Origin of the sequence: Microbacterium sp. cf046, assembly GCF_900114345.1 — a bacterium.
Classification (GTDB): domain Bacteria; phylum Actinomycetota; class Actinomycetes; order Actinomycetales; family Microbacteriaceae; genus Microbacterium.
The window spans coordinates 415079-433988 of record NZ_FOZJ01000003.1 but is presented as its reverse complement, the minus strand read 5'-3'; the positions used below and the strand labels follow the sequence as shown (position 1 = coordinate 433988).

General features: G+C 68.9%; 18 protein-coding genes. 8 read left to right on the top strand and 10 right to left on the bottom strand.

The features are described from left to right. Positions 1-10: 10 nt before the first annotated feature. Both BM349_RS14445 and BM349_RS14440 read right to left on the bottom strand, forming a co-directional pair. Positions 11-1072, bottom strand: a complete 1062-nt coding sequence (locus BM349_RS14445) for a ComEC/Rec2 family competence protein (protein WP_091707619.1) — start codon at positions 1070-1072, stop codon at positions 11-13. Further along, the gene (locus tag BM349_RS14440) at positions 1072-3765 is read right to left on the bottom strand and encodes a hypothetical protein (RefSeq protein WP_091707618.1); all 2694 of its coding nucleotides are present in this window, start codon (positions 3763-3765) and stop codon (positions 1072-1074) included. The genes BM349_RS14445 and BM349_RS14440 overlap by 1 nt, the downstream gene beginning before the upstream one ends. 260 nt (positions 3766-4025) lie before the next feature. Between BM349_RS14440 and BM349_RS14435 the strand changes: the two genes are divergently transcribed. Beyond that, the gene (locus BM349_RS14435; protein ID WP_091707617.1) at positions 4026-4505 is read left to right on the top strand and encodes a DUF6325 family protein; all 480 of its coding nucleotides are present in this window, start codon (positions 4026-4028) and stop codon (positions 4503-4505) included. 34 nt (positions 4506-4539) lie between these two features. Here BM349_RS14435 and BM349_RS14430 read toward each other — a convergent pair whose 3' ends face one another. Then, the gene (locus BM349_RS14430) at positions 4540-5238 is read right to left on the bottom strand and encodes a polyamine aminopropyltransferase (protein WP_175525316.1); all 699 of its coding nucleotides are present in this window, start codon (positions 5236-5238) and stop codon (positions 4540-4542) included. A 94-nt stretch (positions 5239-5332) separates the two neighbouring features. Between BM349_RS14430 and BM349_RS14425 the strand changes: the two genes are divergently transcribed. The 3 genes from BM349_RS14425 to BM349_RS14415 are packed head-to-tail and all read left to right on the top strand — an operon-like array spanning position 5333 to position 8543. Further along, positions 5333-6217, top strand: coding sequence for a hypothetical protein (locus tag BM349_RS14425; protein WP_091707616.1), 885 nt, complete (start codon positions 5333-5335; stop codon positions 6215-6217). A gap of 38 nt (positions 6218-6255) precedes the next feature. Continuing rightward, positions 6256-6846: a TetR/AcrR family transcriptional regulator gene (locus BM349_RS14420; protein ID WP_091707615.1), complete on the top strand. Its 591-nt coding sequence runs from the start codon at positions 6256-6258 to the stop codon at positions 6844-6846. 26 nt (positions 6847-6872) lie between these two features. Then, on the top strand, positions 6873-8543 hold the full coding sequence (locus tag BM349_RS14415; RefSeq protein WP_091707614.1) for an MDR family MFS transporter: 1671 nt from the start codon (positions 6873-6875) through the stop codon (positions 8541-8543). A 3-nt stretch (positions 8544-8546) separates the two neighbouring features. Here the strand turns inward: BM349_RS14415 and BM349_RS14410 are convergent, their stop codons facing one another. Further along, positions 8547-10256 (bottom strand): glycoside hydrolase family 13 protein, encoded by a 1710-nt coding sequence (locus BM349_RS14410; protein ID WP_091707611.1) that lies wholly within the window; start codon positions 10254-10256, stop codon positions 8547-8549. 104 nt (positions 10257-10360) lie between these two features. Between BM349_RS14410 and BM349_RS18805 the strand changes: the two genes are divergently transcribed. Beyond that, a complete protein-coding gene (locus BM349_RS18805; RefSeq protein WP_175525315.1) occupies positions 10361-10513 on the top strand; it encodes a hypothetical protein in 153 nt (50 codons plus the stop codon). A 41-nt stretch (positions 10514-10554) separates the two neighbouring features. Here the strand turns inward: BM349_RS18805 and BM349_RS14405 are convergent, their stop codons facing one another. Both BM349_RS14405 and BM349_RS14400 read right to left on the bottom strand, forming a co-directional pair. Next, positions 10555-10848, bottom strand: a complete 294-nt coding sequence (locus tag BM349_RS14405; RefSeq protein ID WP_091707609.1) for a Dabb family protein — start codon at positions 10846-10848, stop codon at positions 10555-10557. A 40-nt stretch (positions 10849-10888) separates the two neighbouring features. Continuing rightward, on the bottom strand, positions 10889-12208 hold the full coding sequence (locus BM349_RS14400; RefSeq protein ID WP_091707607.1) for an aspartate aminotransferase family protein: 1320 nt from the start codon (positions 12206-12208) through the stop codon (positions 10889-10891). Positions 12209-12268: 60 nt separating this feature from the next. Between BM349_RS14400 and BM349_RS14395 the strand changes: the two genes are divergently transcribed. Next, a complete protein-coding gene (locus BM349_RS14395; RefSeq protein ID WP_175525314.1) occupies positions 12269-13348 on the top strand; it encodes a DNA polymerase IV in 1080 nt (359 codons plus the stop codon). Between the two features lie 18 nt (positions 13349-13366). On the opposite strand, the gene BM349_RS14390 is transcribed toward BM349_RS14395, so the two are convergent. Genes BM349_RS14390 through budA form a run of 3 tightly spaced genes read right to left on the bottom strand, consistent with a single transcriptional unit; the run spans position 13367 to position 16411 of the window. After that, positions 13367-13699, bottom strand: a complete 333-nt coding sequence (locus BM349_RS14390; RefSeq protein WP_091707605.1) for a CU044_2847 family protein — start codon at positions 13697-13699, stop codon at positions 13367-13369. Between the two features lie 9 nt (positions 13700-13708). Next, entirely contained in the window at positions 13709-15631 is a 1923-nt protein-coding gene (locus BM349_RS14385; RefSeq protein ID WP_175525313.1) for a CHAT domain-containing protein, read from the bottom strand. Between the two features lie 42 nt (positions 15632-15673). Then, entirely contained in the window at positions 15674-16411 is a 738-nt protein-coding gene (gene budA, locus BM349_RS14380; protein WP_091709354.1) for an acetolactate decarboxylase, read from the bottom strand. A gap of 143 nt (positions 16412-16554) precedes the next feature. On the opposite strand from budA, the gene BM349_RS14375 reads away from it, so the two are divergent. Both BM349_RS14375 and BM349_RS14370 read left to right on the top strand, forming a co-directional pair. Next, a complete protein-coding gene (locus BM349_RS14375) occupies positions 16555-17262 on the top strand; it encodes a head GIN domain-containing protein (RefSeq protein WP_091707601.1) in 708 nt (235 codons plus the stop codon). A 165-nt stretch (positions 17263-17427) separates the two neighbouring features. Then, positions 17428-18351: a patatin-like phospholipase family protein gene (locus BM349_RS14370; RefSeq protein WP_091707599.1), complete on the top strand. Its 924-nt coding sequence runs from the start codon at positions 17428-17430 to the stop codon at positions 18349-18351. A 39-nt stretch (positions 18352-18390) separates the two neighbouring features. On the opposite strand, the gene BM349_RS14365 is transcribed toward BM349_RS14370, so the two are convergent. After that, positions 18391-18888, bottom strand: coding sequence for a winged helix-turn-helix transcriptional regulator (locus BM349_RS14365; protein ID WP_091707597.1), 498 nt, complete (start codon positions 18886-18888; stop codon positions 18391-18393). Between the last annotated feature and the right edge of the window lie 22 nt (positions 18889-18910).

Below are 18910 nucleotides of genomic sequence, written 5' to 3'. Positions count from 1 at the left end.
GTCGGGTTCATCACACCGACACCGTGATGCCCTCGCGGAATCCCTCGCCGGACCGGCGCGGGAGTTTCACCTTGTAGCGCTCGCCCGCGCCGTCGACGATGTCGGTGATGTGCTCGGTGGCGTAGTTGAACGAGAACTCGGGAACCCGCTTCTGACTCACGATGATGCGCGCCAGGCACTCGGGGTCGGGGTGGCCGAACACCGCGCCGTCGGTGGAGACGAGCCACTTCTTCGCCTGCACCGCCTGGGCGAATTCAAGGCTCGTGTTGCGGCGGGAGCCGTGATGGGAGACCTTGACCGCGTCGAATCGGTGCGGCCTCGGCTCGAGGCGGTCCAGCGAGCGCAGGAGCAGCTTCACCGGCGAATCGGCCAGCAGCAGCGCGCGCTTGCCGCCGAATTCCGCGATGAAGGCGATCCCTGCGCCGTTCGGTGCGCTCGGGTCGGACGAGAACTTGGAAGAGGCGAGCAGGTCGGGCTCGAACCCGCCCAGCAGCTGGTCCCGCAGGACGGACTTCTTCACGATCGGCGCACCGCCGCCCGGCGCGATCCCGGCTTTGCGGCATGTCTCCTCCCACTCGGGGATGAGCTTGACCATCGCCTCCCGGTCGGGCGCGAGCAGCGTGAGCCGCATCCCACCGGCGAGTTCCACCACGGGCAGCGGACCATCGTCGGGGACCCGCACGGCATGACCGCCGAATGCCGCGTTCCAATGATCCGGATGCTGCTCCAAGACGGCGCTGAGCTGCTCCGCGTCGAGGGCGCCCAGCACCTCCGAGTGATGCTTGAACCCGTTGAACCACACGTCGCGGAACAGCGGCACGCGCTTCGGATCCGACAGGAGTGACACGATCCCCTGGATGTGATCGGCGTCGATATGGGTCACCACGAGCAGTTCGATGCGATTCTTCCTGCCCGGAATCGCCTTGACCCGTCGCTCCAGCTCGGGCACGAGCGTGTCCAGCGTGTTGGAGGGGCCCGCGTCGATCAGGACGTGGTGCTGGTCGTCCGGCGTGCCGTAGGTGATCCATATGGAATCTCCGCGCTGCGCGGGGAGCATCTCGATCGTGAACATCACAGACTCCAATCCGAGTCGCCGTACGCGGTGACCGCGAGGGCGCTGATCATGCCGGACCGCACCGATTCGCGTCGGAAGTCGCTGACCAGCTCGCCGAGCGACTGCGCCTTGCGGTCGGGGTCGCGCAGCATGCCGGCGAGCCCCTGCGACATCGTCGCCGCGTGGCCGGCCAGGAGCATGGTGAGCGTCGAGAAGACGACGGCGGCACCCTTCTTCAGGAAGATCGTCGCGAAACCCGCCGGGTCCTCCTGCGATCCGGCCGTGTCGCAGCCGAGCAGCATGACGATCGGGTTCACGTCCGCAGCCGAGCGCACGTGCTTCTTCTCCTGGATGCGCCCTCGCCGCAGGGTCGCACCCGAGATCTCGAGCGTGCTCGCCTTGGGATCGGTGTGCGGCATGAGCACGAGCAGGTCGGCGGCCGTCGCCGCCAGCTCCGTCGACCACTGCGTCCAGGTGGTCGCCTTCGGCGCGTTGCCGAGGGAGGTGACCGTGCGGCCCACGTCGGCGGTCGAGACCTTCTCGCTCGCCGCGATGAGCGGATGCGCGCAGGTGAGGCGCCGTCCCTTGCGTGAGGGTGAGCTCGACACCACGAACGCATTGCCGTCGTCGTCGGTCTCATCGCCGCGCTGACGCTCGATCACGCGGCTGAGCCCCCAGAACACGGAGGGGCAGATGATGGTCGTGTCCTCCTCATCGGCGAAGCAGTGGTCACCGCAGGGCTTGCCGGCGATCCAGTTCTCGCACATCGCGGCATCCTCGTCTGGAGCCGGGCGCTCGTAGATGAGCTCGAGCGGAAGGAATCGCGCCGACCGCGTGCTCACGATCTGGATGCGTTGCGCGTCGGCGAACCGATCGAGCTTGCCCGAGAGCGTCTCGTACATGTCGTGGCCCTCGACGGCCACGTCGATGAGGATCTGCTTTGCATCCGCCTGCGCCTTGGCGCCTTTCGAACGCAGCTGCGTGGCCTTGAGGAGGAAGTCGCGGATGCTGTCGGTCGCGGCTTCGATCTCGACCATCGATTCGATCGTCGTCTGCCCGTCGGAGTGGCTGACCACCCTCGACCGGCCGTCGGCCGCATGGTTGAGCACGAACGTCCGGTCGAACGGCTGGCGCTCGTCCAGCCTCCCGATCTGGTCCCACAGGACGATGCGATCGGTGACGCGTGCCGCGGAGCCCACCCGGCCGGTGATGCGGACGGTCTGCAGGACTCGGTTGCGGTGCAGCACGATCAGGCGCGCCTGCACGAGACCCTTGTCGGGCAGCGTCCATTCGAGTCGAGCGTTCTGCGATCGCCCGAAGCGCGGCACGTCGAGTTCGGCCCGCACGGCCTCGCCCATCGGCATCAGGGGGGCGAGCACCACGGTCAGACGTGCCGAGGTGAGCGTCGGATCGTCGAATCCGAGCAGGGAGTTGGGGATCTCGAGGCCCTGCAGGGCCCCGGCCTCGATCGGTCCCACGAACACGTCCACGGCGTTCGTGCCCGGCCTCAGGATGTGATCGGGCACCTCGGCATCGGGTGCCCCGAGGTACGCCTGGAGCAGGCGCGGCACGGCGGCCGCGGCGTCATCAAGCGCGGCATCCATCGTCTCCTGCACCTCGAAGGCCCGCGACGCCTCCGCGGATTCGCTGTCGAACGCGCCCCCGGAGAGCGCGTCCAGCTCATCGGCTGCGGACTCGACCACCCGCGCATCGAAGGACATCTCCGCCGTGGGCGGGGGCTCGTGCAACGGTGGAGGCTCGGCCGCGGGCAGGGCAGGCGGCTCGATCGGCGCGAGATCGATCGGGGGTGGCGCCATCCGGCGGAGCACGCGGCTCTCCAGGCGTGCGCGGCTGGCGCGGGCGCGGATGAGCTCGGGAAGCGCGACGTTCGCGAGCGCGTCGGGCTCGGCGGCGATCAGGATGCTGCGTTCGAACCCCACCGTCAGCGCGATGTCGACGGGATGCGCGTGGGACAGGTAGCGCACCATCTGGAGGATGCGGCGCGCGGTGTCATCGGCGTTCGCGGCGGGGGTGAGCGCGGTGAGGACCGCCGCGGATGCCGCGCGCACGAGTGCGAAATGCGCGTCGATGATCGGCCAGCTGACGGTCGAATCGGCGACGCACACGACGGCGTTCGCGACCTGCCGTCGCGCGGCGACGAACGCCGCCGCCTCGGCGGGCGCCGAGCGCAGCACGAGGAGGTTCACCGCTCCCGGTGTCGTCCGCACGTCGGTCAGGTCGACCAGTCGTTCTGGCACGATGCCGGCACCGGCAAGGGCTCCGAGCGCTGCGAGCAGCTCGTCGTCGGCGACCCCGATCCGCAGCGGCCATGACCAGTCGCGGCGCATGAGCGCCCCGGGCGCCCGGTCGACGGGAAGGATCGCCGAGCCGACGGCCGGGTCTGCGAGCAGACGAGGTATCACCTCGGTCGGCAGCAGCGATCCGCGGACCTCGAGGCGGAGCGGCGAGGCGATCTGGCGCGCGGGCTGCTCGGGATGCCAACTCTCCCGCAGCCGTGCGTCCAGATCTGGCGCCGTCGTCGGTGGCGCGGCCGCAGGCGCGGTCCAGGCGATGAATCCCTCGGCGCCGGCCCATGCCGGATCGATTCCGGCGCCGACTGCCGTCACTGCTGCGGTGAGCGGGTCGGCGGCATCGGCCGCCCACAGGTCCATCTCAGCGCCGGTGAGCGGCGCCCGTTCTGCCTCGGTCATCTCTGCACCCCCTGCAACGGGATCGTTGGAGCACACCTCGGTTGAGCACAAGATAGCGCGTCGTCCATGGCGGCGACACCGTGCCGTGATGCGGCCGGGTGCTCCGTGAAGAGGAGGAACGGACCGCCCCGTCTGATACACGCGCCGCTGCCTCGGGGCGCGGGTCGCGATATCACCCCATGCGCATGACGCCCCGGGGATGCGGCATCCCTAGCGTGGGGGTCGAGTCGCAGAGGCTCATCCATAGAGGAAGGTGTTCCATGGCCGACAACGAACTGGACGGATACGGGCCCGTCGACTATCTGGTCGTCGAGTTTCCCGCCGGCACGTCCAACTTCACGGGCGAGATCGCCGAAGAGATCGTGCGCCTGGTGGACGCCGGGACGATCCAGGTGATCGACATGATCGTGATCGCGAAGGATGCCGATGGCAGCCTCGACGCCGTCGAGATCTCGGACTCCGAAGACCTCGGCCCGCTCTCCGCCATCGAAGCGGGACTGGCCGGCCTTCTCGCCGAGGACGACGTCGCGTTCCTGGCGGAGACCATGGCTCCGGGCAGTGTCGCGGGCGTGCTGGTCTACAAGAACCTGTGGGCCGCTCCGTTCGCCGCTGCGGCACGCCGCGCCGGCGGTGTCGTGATCGCGGACGGACGTGTCACCCCCGAAGATGTCGCCGCGGCGCTGACCGCAGCGGCCCTGATCGAGGCCGAGCTCGAGGCGGAAGAAGCCGAAGCGGAGTAGCCGGGCGCACCCCGGGGCGACGGCTCCGGGGTGATCAGCGTGGGCTGATGCCGACGTACACGGTGTTGGACGACGTTCCACCCGTGAGCGGATTGTCGAAGTCGACGATGTGCGCGGCCGGCAGATCGAAGACGGCGCCGAGCACTGCCATGAATTCGTCGTCGGGCGGATCGTCGGACCACAGTGCGAAGACGCCTCCGGGATGCAGATGACGGGTCAGGGCCACCAGGCCGTCCGCCGTGTAGAGGTCGGCGTGCGTCGGGTCGAGCTGGTGCCGGGGAGAGTGATCGACGTCGAGCAGGATCACGTGGTACCGCGCGCCGGGCGCACGCCGGACGACGGCGAAGAAGTCGTCGTGCACCAGGGTCGTCCGCGGGTCTCCGACGAGCTCGCCTGAAACCGGCAGCAGCTGCCGCTCGTGCCACCCGATCACAGCGGGCAGCGCGTCGATCACCGCGAGCGAGCGCACGCGCTCGTCCCGCAGCGCCGCGACCGCCGTGTAGCCCAGACCCAGTCCACCGACCAGGACATCGAGGTCGACTTCCGGGGTCGCAACCAGACCGAAGGTCGCGAGTTCCTCTTCGGCGACCGTGAACAGACTCGACATCAGGTATTCGTCGCCGAGCTTCACCTCGTAGATCAGGTCTCCGGTCGCCGGCTCGGTGCGACGCCGAAGCGTCAGATCGCCCATCCGGGTGGGCTGCCAGTCGAGCTCTTCGAATCGAGCGATCACGCGGCCGCCTTCCGTCCAGGCTCACACTACTGATGCGCACGCGCGCCGGACTCCCTAGCGTGGATGCGGAAGCATCGCCGAGAACGGAGACCGCATGACCGACTCCACCTCGACGCAGCGCACTCACCGCTACCTGAGGATCGCGATCGGCGGAACGGTGGTGGTCATCCTCGTCGCGATGCTCTTCGCGGTGCCGACGGTCGGCTGGCTCGCATCGATCAGCGACTACTTCTACACCCCGGCACGCAACGCGTTCGTCGGGGCCCTGATCGCGGCATCCCTCGCACTGCTCGCCCTCTCCGGACGGGGTGCCGAGCGGACCATCCTGGACGCGGCGGCCCTGTTCGCGCCGCTGATCGCCCTCGTGCCCACCGTCGTGCGCAGCGGCTCGATCCCGGGAGTCGACGTCGAGTGCGGCACGTGCGTTCCGCTCGCATTCCGGCCGGATGTCGCGAACGGGGTCGCGACCTATCTCGTGATCCTCGCCGGCGTGCTGATGCTCGCGATCTGGCTCTCGATCGCCGGGCAGGTGCAGGGTGCCCGGTTCTCGATCATCCTCGGGGCGAGTGTGCTGGTGGTGGTCCTGATCGCCGGGCTCGCCCTGCCCGACCTCTTCCTGGACTGGACCCACTTCCTCGCGACGATCCTCTTCTTCGGGCTCATCGCGGCCGATGCGATCCTGAACGCGTTCTGGCGCACCACGAGCCAGACGCCGCTGCGCTGGCTGCGGATCGTCTACATCGTGATCGCCGTCGTGCTGGTCGTGGACATCGTCGTGCTGATCGCCGCCACGATCGCGACGTGGGATGCCGACGGCCAAAGCGTCCCGTGGATCCTCGTCGGTGAGGCGGTGGCCCTGCTCGCGTTCCTGGCCTTCTGGTGGCTGCAGACCTGGCAGCGGTGGAACGAGACCGATCCCGCCTCGCTCGTTCCGATGCCCGGGCGTCTGCCGCCCCTGCGGCAGACCTCGCCACACTGATTTTGCACAAATGATCACAGAGTGCAATAATGCACTCTATGGGTAATAGTGCATCCAGCCTTCGAGAGCGCCGAGCCGCCGCGACCTCGCTCGGCCTGCAGACCGAAGCCCGGCGACTCACCGCCGAACGCGGACTCTCCGGGTTCACGATCGAGGAGCTGTGCTCCGAGGTCGGCGTGTCCCGCCGCACGTTCTTCAACTATTTCGCGTCGAAGGAGAACGCGGTGCTCGGCATCCCGGTCCACTCCGACACGACCGACCTCGAAGACGCCTTCGTCGCCGGCACCGGTGCACTGGTCGACGACTTCGCTGAGCTGCACATCGCGAAGTGGGAGCGGCTCGACCTGAAATCAACGGATGCCGAGGCCCTCGGCCGGGCCTTCGATCGCGAGCCGCGCCTGTTCGCGCACTTCGTGAGCCTCGCGGCCGAAGGCGAGCAGCACGACATCGCCCTGGTCCGGCGCCGCCCCGATGCGCCCGACGACGACCTGCGGACCGAGGCCGTGGTGCGGGTGTTCAGCGCCGTCGTGCGGCCGGCCATCTTCGCCTACTTCGCCGACGACAGCCAGGACTTCCGCACCCTCCTGCTCAGCCGCCTCGACGCCGCCCGCAGCGTCTTCTCCCTCTGATCTCTCCCCACCCGAACGGACCCCGCATGACCACGATCGCCCAACCCGCGCCGCTGCTGCTGACCAAGCGGCGCATCTGGATCATCTTCAGCGCCCTCATCGCCGGGATGCTGCTCTCGAGCCTCGACCAGACGATCGTCTCGACCGCGATGCCGACGATCGTCGGCCAGCTCGGCGGCGTCGAGCACCAGGTCTGGATCACGAGCGCATACCTGCTCGCGACGACGATCGTGATGCCGATCTACGGCAAGCTCGGCGACGTGCTCGGCCGGCGACGGCTGTTCCTGATCGCGATCGCGCTGTTCACACTCGCCTCGGTCGGCTGCGCCTTCGCGGGCGACTTCTGGATGTTCGTGGTGTTCCGTGCCATGCAGGGCCTCGGGGCCGGCGGCCTCATGATCCTCTCGCAGGCGATCATCGCCGACATCGTCCCCGCATCCGAACGCGGCAAGTATCTCGGCCCCCTGGGTGCGATCTTCGGGCTCTCCGCCATCGCCGGCCCGCTGCTCGGCGGCTTCTTCGTGGACAACCTCACCTGGCAGTGGGCGTTCTACATCAACATCCCGGTCGGCATCGCCGCATTCGTGATCGCGCTGTTCGCCCTGACGCTGCCGAACAAGAAGGCCACGAAGCCGATCGACATCCTCGGCGTCATCTTCCTGTCGGCTGCCACGACGTGCCTGATCTTCTTCACCGACTTCGGCGGCGACAAGGACTTCGGGTGGAGCTCTCCCGCCACCTGGGCGTGGGGCGTCGGGCTGCTGGCCGCGGTCGCCGCGTTCATCTTCACCGAGTCGAGGGCCAAGGACCCGATCATCCCGCTCAGCCTGTTCCGCAACCCCGTGTTCGTGAACGCCACAGCGATCGGTCTCACGCTCGGCCTCGGCATGTTCGCCGCGATCGGCTTCGTGCCGACGTTCCTGCAGATGTCGTCGGGCACATCGGCCGCGGCATCCGGCCTGCTCATGATCCCGATGATGGTGGGGCTGATCGGCACGTCGATCACGTCCGGCATCCTGATCACCCGCACGGGCCGCTACAAGATCTTCCCGATCCTCGGCACGGTGATCACGGCCATCGCGATGATCGCCATGACCACGCTCACTGCTGCCACGCCGATCTGGCTCATCTGCGTCTTCCTGTTCTTCTTCGGCGCCGGGCTCGGCCTGATCATGCAGGTCGTCGTGCTGGTCGTGCAGAACGCCGTCCCCTCCGCGGAGGTCGGCACGGCGACGAGCACGAACAACTACTTCCGCGAGGTCGGCGCGGCGCTGGGCACCGCCGTGTTCGGCACGATCTTCACGACCCGCCTCACCGAGAACCTGCAGGAGGTCTTCGCCTCGGCCGGCGCCTCGCCGACCGATGCCGCGAACGCCACCTCCACGCTCGACCCGCAGACCCTCAGCCAGCTGCCGGAGGCCGTTCGCGACGGGATCGTGAACGCCTACGCGGACGCCCTGGCACCGGTCTTCTGGTACCTGGTCCCGTTCATCGCCCTCGCGTTCATCCTGGCGCTGTTCCTCAAGCAGATCCCGCTGTCCGACGTCGCCGGGCTCGTCGCCCGCGGCGAGGCGATCAGCGGTGAGGAAGCGGAACTCCTCGAGGCCGCGCAGCGAGCCGGCGGCAAGGAGCATGCCGAACTCGTCTCGACGGGAGCCGTACGCACCCGGACCGACGACCGCGAGGCAGTCGACTGAGGTTCAGCGGCGGGCGAGTCGGTAGACGCGCGCGTCCCAAGGGGCCAGCACAGCGGATGCCGCGCCCTCGGGCAGATTTCCCAGCACGAGGTCCGCTGCGCTGAGGTCGTCGTCGAGCAGTTCGCACGGCGTCGGTTCGTCGGAGAGGTTGGCCACCACGAGCAGGCGGGCGCCGTCGAGCTCGCGGGTGAATGCGTACACGGACGGGTCATCCGGCAGGAGCATCGTGAAGTCGCCGTGGACGACGACCGGATCGGCGTGGCGCAGCGCGATCAGGCGCTGGTAGTGCGCGTAGATCGAACGCGGATCGCCGACCTGCGCAGCGGCATTGACGAGCGCGTGGTTCGGGTTGACACCGATCCACGGCGTGCCGCTGGTGAAGCCGGCGCCCGGGCCGTCGCTCCACTGCATCGGCGTGCGGGCATTGTCGCGGCTCATCGTCCGGAGCGCGTCCAGCACGGTGTCGGGGTCATGCCCGAGCAGGTTCACCGCGGCGGCATAGTGGTTCAGGGACTCGATGTCGCGGAGCGCGCTGATGTCGTCGAACGGGACGTTCGTCATGCCGAGCTCTTCACCCTGGTAGATGTAGGGCGTGCCGCGGTGCAGGTGGAGCACCGTCGCCAGCGCGGTCGCCGACGCGTACCAGTGCTGCCGATCGCTGCCCCACCGCGAGACGATCCGCGGCTGATCGTGATTGTTCCAGTAGAGGCTGTTCCAGCCGCGGTCCGCGAGCGCGCTCTGCCAGCGGCCGAACGACTTCTTCAGGTCGCGGATGTCGAGCCTGCCGGCATTCCACTTGTCTCCGTCGTGATCCAGGCCCACGTGCTCGAACTGGAAGATCATGCTGAGCTGCCCGTTCGCGCCATCGGTGAGGAGCGCAGCCAGCTCCGGCGTCGCATCCGGCATCTCCCCCACCGTGAGGTAGTCGCCCGACCGCGCCGCGAACACCGCGGACTTCATCTCGGCGAGGAACTCCTGCAGGCGAGGGCCGTTCGCGAAGTACGGCATCCCGTCGCCGAGCCCGGTCGGCAGGACCGCACCGTCGGGAAGCGCGGGGTCCTTCGAGATGAAGTTGATGACGTCCATTCGGAACCCGTCCACACCGCGGTCGAGCCAGCGGTTCATCATCGCGAAGACCGTATCCCGCACCGCAGGGTTCTCCCAGTTCAGATCGGGCTGCTTCCGCGAGAACAGGTGCAGGTAGTACTGGCCCCGCCTCGGCTCCCACTCCCACACCGACCCCGAGAAGAACGAGCCCCAGTTGTTCGGCTCGGCCCCCGGCTCGCCGCCGACGGTCCCCGGGCGCGGGTCGCGCCACATGTACCAGTCGGCGTGCACCGAGTCGCGAGCGGAGCGGGAGTCGATGAACCACTCATGCTCGTCGGAGGTGTGATTCACGACCAGGTCCATCACCAGGCGCATCCCGCGCGCGTGCAGCTGCGCGATCAGCTCGTCGACGTCGGCGAGGGTGCCGAACATCGGGTCGATGTCCTCATAGTCGCTGATGTCGTAGCCGTTGTCGTCATGCGGCGATCGGTAGACCGGTGACAGCCACACCACGTCGACGCCGAGCCCGTGGAGATAGTCCAGCCTGGCGATGATGCCGGGGATGTCTCCGACGCCGTCTCCGTCCGAGTCCTGGAAACTGCGCGGGTACACCTGATAGACGACGGCGGACCGCCACCATTCCCGACCGGTATCGCTTGTGGGCATGCCGTCCAGCCTGTCACGCGCGGCGCGGATCCGGCGCCGCGGCGGGTGTCCCGTGACGCTCGATCTGCCGATACGATCGAGCAGACGAGTGGATTGAGGTCGCGATGTTCGTTCTGTACATACTGCTGTTCCTCGGCGGGTTCTACCTGTTCGGCGCGGCCTTCGCCGTCGACTCCTGGCAGGGCCTGATCTTCACGGCCGGCATCCTGTCGGTCTCACTCGCCGTCGCGATCCTCTTCCACACGCGCAAGTCCTGACGAGGGCATCGGCGCTCCCACTGCAGCCGCGACGCGGGCCGTCAGACCGCTGTGAAGTCGTACTCCTGGAACTCGGCGACCTCGGGCAGCCACCGTTCAGCGACGAAGCGGACGTGCTGCGGATGGTCGTTGTACGCCTGATAGGCCTCATCGTCGGCGAACCGCATGGAGAACTGGTGGCGCAGATCGCTCTTCGGGCTGACCTGCCGATTCACGGCGAAGTCCGCCACGCCGGGAATCGCGGTCAGCGTCGCGCGGGCAGTGTCGAGGAACGCGGACTCGCCGGCGCTCCCGGCCTCGTGGACGAGGCGGAAGACCACCGTGTGTTCGATCATGCATGCACCGCTTCCGTATCGGGTGTTCGTGATGTGAAGGTCAGGAGAGCGTGGTCACGTGTTCCCGGGCAAGGACCGCGCCGATCGACTCGCCGAGGATGTCCATGCCCTGATGCAGCTCGTCTTCGCTGACCGTCAGGGGCGGCGCCAGCCGGAACACGCCGCCCATGCCCGGGAGCTGCACGATGTTCAGGTGCAGACCTCGTGCGAGGCACTCCACGGTGACCGCCTTGCCGAGAGCGTCGGCGGGAGCCTTGGTGTCGCGATCGGTCACGAGCTCGACACCCTGCAGCAGCCCGCGGCCACGGACATCGCCGATCACCTCGTACCGCTCGCGCATGGCCTCGAGGCGCTCCGAGAGCTGCCCGCCGAGCACGCCGGCGCGCTCGGCGAGGCGGTCGCGCTGCACGACGTTCAGGACGGTGAGCGCGACGGCGCCCGCGAGCGGATCGTTGACGTGCGTGGTGAAGAACAGGAATCCGCGGTCTCGGCAGACTGAATCGATCTCTGCGCTGGTGATGACGGCGGCGACCGGCAGCCCGGCGCCGAGGGTCTTGGACAGGGTGAGGATGTCGGGCGCGACGCCGTCGCGCTCGAACGCGTAGAGGTCTCCCGTGCGGCCCAGCCCGGTCTGGGCCTCATCGAGGATCAGCAGCATGCCGCGTTCTTCGCACAGCTGCTTGAGCCGGGCGAGGTAGCCGATCGGCAACTCGATGATGCCGCCGGACGAGAGGATCGGCTCGATGATGCACGCGGCGAGCGACCCGGTCGACTGCTGGTCGATCGAGGCGAAGCCGTAGTCCAGCTCCGACTCCCAGTCGTAAGAGCCGTCCGGTCGGCGGAACGGGGAACGGTACGCGTTCGGGGTGGGAAGCGTCAGGTTCCCGGGGATCACCGGTCCGTATCCGCGACGTCCGGCGGAGAACGTCGCGGATGCCGCACCCGAGGTCATGCCGTGCCACGAGCGATCGAACGACACGATCTCGTAGCGGCCCGTGTAGAGCTTGGCCATCTTGATCGCGGCCTCGTTCGACTCCGCACCCGTGGTCAGCAGGAGCACTCTGCTGAGACTCGCCGGCAGGGTCGCCGCGACCGCTTTCGCGAAGTCGACGACCGGCCGGCTGAGCATGCCGCTGAAGAGGTGATCCAGGGTCGCGACCGACTCCGACACCGTGCGCACGATCTCGGGGTGCCCGTGGCCGAGCACTGCGCTCATCTGCCCGGACGTGAAATCGAGGATCGCGGCGCCGGTCGAGTCGTAGACGTACGAGCCGGCGGCCCGCTCGATGATGCGCGGCGTGAAGGTCGCACCGAAACCGGCGATGTGGCGGTCGACGTCTTCCCAGAACGTGTCGGTCATCCGAGCAGTATGGCTCAAACGAGCATCGCGCCGCCGATCCGGAGGGCGCAGACTGTCGGAATGAGCGGGGATGATCGCCGATGGGTGCTGCACGTCGATCTCGACCAGTTCATCGCGGCGGTCGAGGTGCTGCGGCGTCCCGAGCTCGCCGGCAGGCCGGTCATCGTGGGCGGACGCGGGGATCCCACCGAGCGGGCCGTCGTCTCCACGGCGTCGTACGAAGCCCGTGAGTTCGGTGTCGGGTCGGGGATGCCGCTTCGGATCGCAGCGCGGAAGGTGCCCGATGCGGTGATCCTCCCCGTCGACCACGAGGCCTACAACGCCGCATCCGCCGAGGTCATGTCGACGCTGCGCGCGCAGCCGGGAGCCGTCGTGCAGGTCCTCGGCTGGGATGAGGCCTTCATCGGGATCACGACCGATGACCCCGAGGCGTACGCACGGCGTGCGCAGGCCGCGGTGCTCGACCGAACGGCGCTGCACTGCAGCGTCGGCATCGGCGACACGCTCGTGCGGGCGAAAGTGGCGACCGCGTTCGGCAAGCCGCGGGGGGTCTTCCGCTTGACGGCCGACAACTGGTTCGACGTCATGGGCGCGAAACCGACGATCGAGCTGTGGGGTGTGGGGAGCAAGATCTCGAAACGCCTGGCCGGTCTCGGCATCCTGACGGTGGCTGAACTCGCGTCGGCGGACGAGGGCGCGATGACCGCGGAGTTCGGGCCGCGGATGGGGCTGTGGTACGCACAGCTCGGCCGGGGCGATGGCGCCAGTGTGGTGGACGACACCCCCTGGGTGCCGCGCGGGCATGGCCGGGAGACCACGTTCCAGCAGAACATCGTCGAACGCGCCGAGATCGAGGCGGTGGCGCAGGACCTGCTCGCCCAGGTGCTCGGGGACGTGGCGAAGGAGGGCCGGCCGGTCGTCGGCCTCGGACTCAAGGTCCGATACGCGCCGTTCTTCACGAAGACCTTCACGAAGAAGATCGCTTCCACGTTCGACCGCGATGTCGTGCTCGCCAAGACGATGGAGCTGGTGGCGAAGATCGAACCGGATCGCCCGATCCGGCTCCTGGGCGTGCGGGCCGAGATGGCCATGCCCGACGACGCGCGCGAGGGTCACTCCCCGACCCGCAGCGGGTGGTGACTCTCCCCCGATGCGGAGCTACTCGCTCCGTGCGCGCCAGGTCATCATCACGCGGAAGTTCGCCGCTGAGCCGGCCGAGATGAAGGCGCCGACGCCCATGCTCAACTGGATTCCGAACTCGACCTGCAGCTCGTCGGGCTGATCCGGATACGACCGCAGCTGTCGCACCATCGACCCGACCGCGGGCTGTACCCGAGCCAGGGCGTCCTCCAGCGCATCCTCGGCACGACGAACGGTCTCGCCCGGATTCCAGGCGCCGCGGGTGAGGATGTCGGGGGTCGCCGCGACGTCATCGGTGACTTGGATCGTGACCTCTTCCCCGTCACTGGTCGTGTATGTCACGAGCTGCATGCGCACTCCTCAGTCCAGTGGCGGATTGTCTGTCTTCACGATCGTGACGTCCCAGGCGCCGCTGTTGCCCTCCAGGCCGATGTCGTTGATGCCGAGGAAGAACTCGCCGACGCGAGGGCACGTGTAGGTGAGGTTCGGACCCACGAAGAACGGCTCCGCCTTGTCGAGGCTCCCGATCAGACTCGCGGTCGCAGCATCGGGCAGTCCGGGGACATTCCACTGCTGGAAGTACGGCTCGGGCAGCCCCTCGGCGGTCAGGATCCCCTCGGGCGGCACGGTCGAGTTGGGGTTGTCCTCGTGCAGGATCGTCCCCGTGGCGGTGATCGCCAGCAGATCGCCCTGGCCGCACGACAGCCCCGTGTCCGTCCAGTCCGCAGCCGCTGGAATGGCGAGCTGCACAGCGGGGTGCACCGTCGGCACGGGCGTGGGAGTCGGCGTCGGCGTCGGCGTCGGTGACGATGAGGCGGCGGTGTCAGTCACGAAGAGCCCGCCCCAGAGTGCGGCGGCCGCCCACACCACGCCGCCGACCAGCACCACCGCTGTCACGATCCCCGCGACCACCGGCCAGCGCCGCCGCCGGCCCCTCGGGGGCGGTGCGCCCGCCTCTTCGGCGACCAGGTCCTCGATCTGCGATGGCGGTCCTGGGACGACGGCGGTCGCGGCTGCGCCGGACTCGGCAGGCGTGCCGATCGCCGACCGCGAGGGCGCGTCGGGCCCAGGCAGTTCGGGTTCGGTCTGGACGGCGGGCTCCGGCTCGGCCGGCGGGTCGGGCAGGGGCTCCGGATCGGTGAGCGGGGCGACGACGGGCACCGGCACGCGGTGCGCCGGCTCGATCATCTCGAGCAGTCGCGCGTCCTCCCCGCGGAGGTACAGCACCGGTGTGATCCATTCGAGCGTGTCTCGAGCGGTGCCGAGGATGCCGATCCGCCCGCTGCGCACCGCTTCGCCGATGCGTCGTCCGCTCGCGAGCGCCACGTAGAAGCTGCGCGCGAAGGCGAGCGCCGCATAGTCGGTGACCGCGAACTGCATCGCCACGACCGCGTGGATGCCGCTGCGCACCAGCGTGGCGGCGGTGCCGGCGAACAGATCCGATGAGCCTGTCGCCCCGGATTGGCACGAGTTCAGCACCACGAGACGAGGCGCCGATCCCGCCTCCATCAGCAGATCCGCGAGACTGCTCGCCGCGACGAAATCGGCTCGACCGTCTCGCCCCACCAGCGCGACGAGCCCCTCGTCCGCCTGGACGTCGTAGCCGCCGTGGCCGATGAAGTGGAGCACGTGCCAGGGCTCTCGCAGCAGCCTGCTGTGGATCCCGCCCCAGGTGACGTCGTCCAGCCAGTCGAGTTCGACCCGGCCTTCGGCGAGATGCTGTTCCAGGGCGGATTCGAGACGCTCCTTCTCGGCCTCGACGTCCAGCACGGGAAGGCCGCGCGGAGCCGAGACCATGCCCAGGATCCGGAGGGGCGCGGTGACCGGTGGAGGCTCAGCCGAGTACGGCGCGGAGACCCGGCGCACCAAGGGCTCCTTCCTGCTGACGTAGCGGCCTGCTTCCGAGTCGTAGAGCGCCTCCCACGGCAGCGCGGCCAGGTCGGGCTCGGTCAGGCGGAGGGTCATCTGCGCGACGAGTCCGCGTTCGGCGGCGACCGCAGCACTCGCGCGATACGCCTCACCGACCTTTCCCGCGAAGACCGTGTCGAACAGACGCACGCCGATGGTCTGGATCGCCGACTCGCCGGTGGTCATGACGCGGCGGGCGGAGACGGACGAGGCGAGGATGCTGGACTCGAGCTGCGGGAGCCCGGCGATCATCGCATCGACATCGAGCTCGATCACGCTCGAAGGCTCGCCGCCGGCGAGCGAGCGCACGACATGGACCGCATACGACCCGCTCGAGGGCCCGGCGCCTATCTCCAACTCGATGACCGTATCCACACGACACCTCACCAAGATGATGACATAGCGGGCCAGGCCGGGTCAGGGCTCCTTCGCGCCGCCCTCGACCGCCACGATGCGGTGGTCTTCGTTGTGGGTCAGCTCGGTCCGCAGGAAATGCCGGTCTGTCGGCAGCCGCAGGTCCAGCCGCGCGAACGCGGCGAGCATCAGCTCCGCCGCGTCGATCGAGACATCGAGCACGTGTCCGCCTACGCTGCGGTCATCGGCGATGAAGTGGATGTGCAGGCCGGCGACGGTGATGCCCTGGTAGATCGCGGGCGCCCAGAATCCCACCAGCGTCCCGCGGACGCCGTCGATGACGGTCTCGATCTGCCCGCTCGTGACGTCCGCGAGCGGGCGGAACGGGTGCTCCTGGCGGGGGGTGATCCGAACCCGCACCGTGCTGAACGTGCCGTCGACGCGGACCGCGTGGAAGAGGTTCCGGCTCACCAGCCCCGCTTCGACCCGACGGGTGAACGCACTCAGCCCGAGGCCTGTGATCGGCTGTCGTGCGACCGTGTGGAGCCGGCACACATCGACGAACGGGAGCGTCTGGTCGCCGGTCATCCGATCCGGAGGCGCGCCGACCGTACATTCGAACACGTCGCCGTCGAGGATCACGACCTCTCCACCGAGGTGATCGCAGCACCCGATGCCGAAATCTCCGAGTTCGCGGACGGCATCGACCGTGATCCCGGACTCGTATGCGCCGGCGAGCAGGGCGTCGAGCACGGCGAACTGCGTGACCGCGGCATCCGCAAGGGCGCTGTCAGTGGTCATGCCTGCGAGGCTATCGGTCCGGATGCCGCTCTTCGCGAACTGCGGACGATCGCGCCCGTGCGGCTGCCACTCGGGGGTCAGCCCCCTGTCGAGACCGCTCGCCGGTTCGTACGCTGAGGACAACACATCGCAGGGGGGTCGCCATGCGCACTGTCCGAACGATCGCCGCCGTCGTCATCGCGGCATCCGTCCTCGTCGTCGCCGGCTGCATGCCTTTGGTCGCGTCCGGTCCGATGACCTCCGAAGAGCGAGAGATCGACGCGGTCGCCAAGGTGGTCCTCGACACGTCGGGCGACCTCTCCATCAAGGAGGGCGAGCCGCGGCTGGTGATCCGCGCCTCGGAGAGCGCGCTGGAGCGGCTCACCTCCGAGGTGAGCGGCGACACCCTCGTGCTCGGCACGACGCCCGGACCCGTGATCAGCCTCGGCGATGTGAGCTACGAGCTCACCCTGCCCGACCTGGAGTCGATCGAGGTGAACGGGTCAGGCGACATCGACTCCGCAGTGTCGGCTGAGGGCACGATCCGCCTGGACATCGACGGCTCGGGTGATCTCCAGTGGTCGGGCCTGGACGCCGAGCGCGTCGAGATCCGGGTTGCGGGCTCGGGTGAGGTGGAGATGAGCGGCAGGACGGCTGAGCTCGCCATCGAGCTGGACGGCAGTGGGAGCATCGATGTGGAAGCGCTGAAGGCGCAGGACGCCGTCGTGTCGATCAGCGGGTCAGGCGACATCGACGTCTCGGCGAGCGACAGTCTGGCCGCCGAGATCTCCGGCAGCGGTCGGATCACCTACTCCGGTGATCCGACGGTGGATGCCGACATCTCGGGCTCCGGCGAGGTCGTCAGCGGCTGACGCGGCGTGCCGGGCGTGCTAGCGTGTCGGCGATCGATCCATCGACAGGAGGTGAGTCCCATGAACGCAGTATCCGAATGGGTGCTCCCCCGCACCGGGCGATCGCGCGGCTGAGCCGGCCGCCCCGGGAGCACCCGCCCACGCATTTCGCGAAAGGCGACTCCCATGAACACAACACCTCACTCACACGATCGCGCCCTGGTTCTCGCAGGTGCCGGAGCGGCCGGAAACGCCTGGCAGCTCGGCCTCATCGCCGGCCTGTCCGACGTCGGCATCGACCTCACTGCGGCCGATGTCGTCATCGGGACCTCGGCAGGGTCGACCGTCGCCGCGCAGATCACGAGCGGCACCCCACCGCAGGAGCTGTACGCCGCGATCATCGCAGGATCTCCGCGACCGGCATCCGCCGACCCGGCGTCCGGCGCGATCAGCAGCACGCATCGGCCGACACCGGGCCACCTGTCCGGGCCGAGCTATATGGAGTGGTCCGACCGGATCATCGACGCGTCCGCGGACGCCGCCGACTGGCGTCGCCGGATGTGCGCAGCCGCGCTCGAGAGGGATGCGCCCGACGGCTCGGGTCAGAACCGCTGGCGCGAGATCGTCGCCGCTCGGCTGCCCCGGCACGACTGGCCGGGTCAGTCAGTGCTCATCACCGCGGTCGATGTCGTCACCGCAGAGCCGGTCGTGTTCGACCGCCTCAGCGGAGTCGACCTCGTGGACGCCGTCGCGGCGAGCACGAGCAACGGCTTCGGGGGCACCTATGCGATCGGCGCCAAGCGGTACGTCAACGGCGCCTATCGTCGCAGCTCGAACGCCGACCTCGCGGCCGGGTGCGCTCGGGTCCTGGTGCTCGAGCCGTTCAGCGGAAGGTCGCGATCACCCAGGGAGTGGGGCATGGATCTGGCGACCCAGGTCGAAGAGCTCCGGGCAGGCGGAAGCGCGGTCGAGACCGTCTTCCCGGATGCCGGCGCGGGCGACGTGTTCAACGCCAACGCCCTGGATCCCGCGACCCGCCTGCCGGCCGCGCGAGGCGGCCACGAGCAGGGGCGGGCTCTGGCGGCGCGACTCTCGGAGTTCTGGAACTGAGCTCGGGCGACACGCCGAGCACTGTGCGTAGAGGAAGGTTCAGGGCGATGGCTCGCCGGATGCCGCCGCCTGCGCCGCATGAAGTCGCTCCAGGGGGCTCGGGCCGGCGCGCGCCCGGGGCGGCGCGTCGAGATGGAGGGCCCGCAGTTCGTCCATGAGCTCGTGGACGAATGCGGGACCCTCATCCCGGATGAGCTGCTGACGGGCCCGCAGCGCCGGGTCACCCGGACGCCGGTCGAGGCCCCACTCTCCGAGCGCGCAGAGGATCGGAACGGTCTGGATGCCGGCCTCCGTGAGGCTGAACCGAGCGCGCTGCCCTCGGACCGCCGTGCCGCCGCGCGCGAGGAGCCCTCCGTCGAGGAGCCGCTTGATGCGGTCGGCGAGGATGTTCGAGGCGATGCCCTCGGCCGATCCGGTGAGCAGGGCGCGAAAGTACCGGCGGTCGTCGAAGATCACATCACGCAGCACGAGCAGCGTCCAGCGATCGCCGAGCACCTCGACGGCGGCGTTGATCGGACAGCCCGAGCGTGGTTGCACGATTCCTCCTTGACAGCGCTTC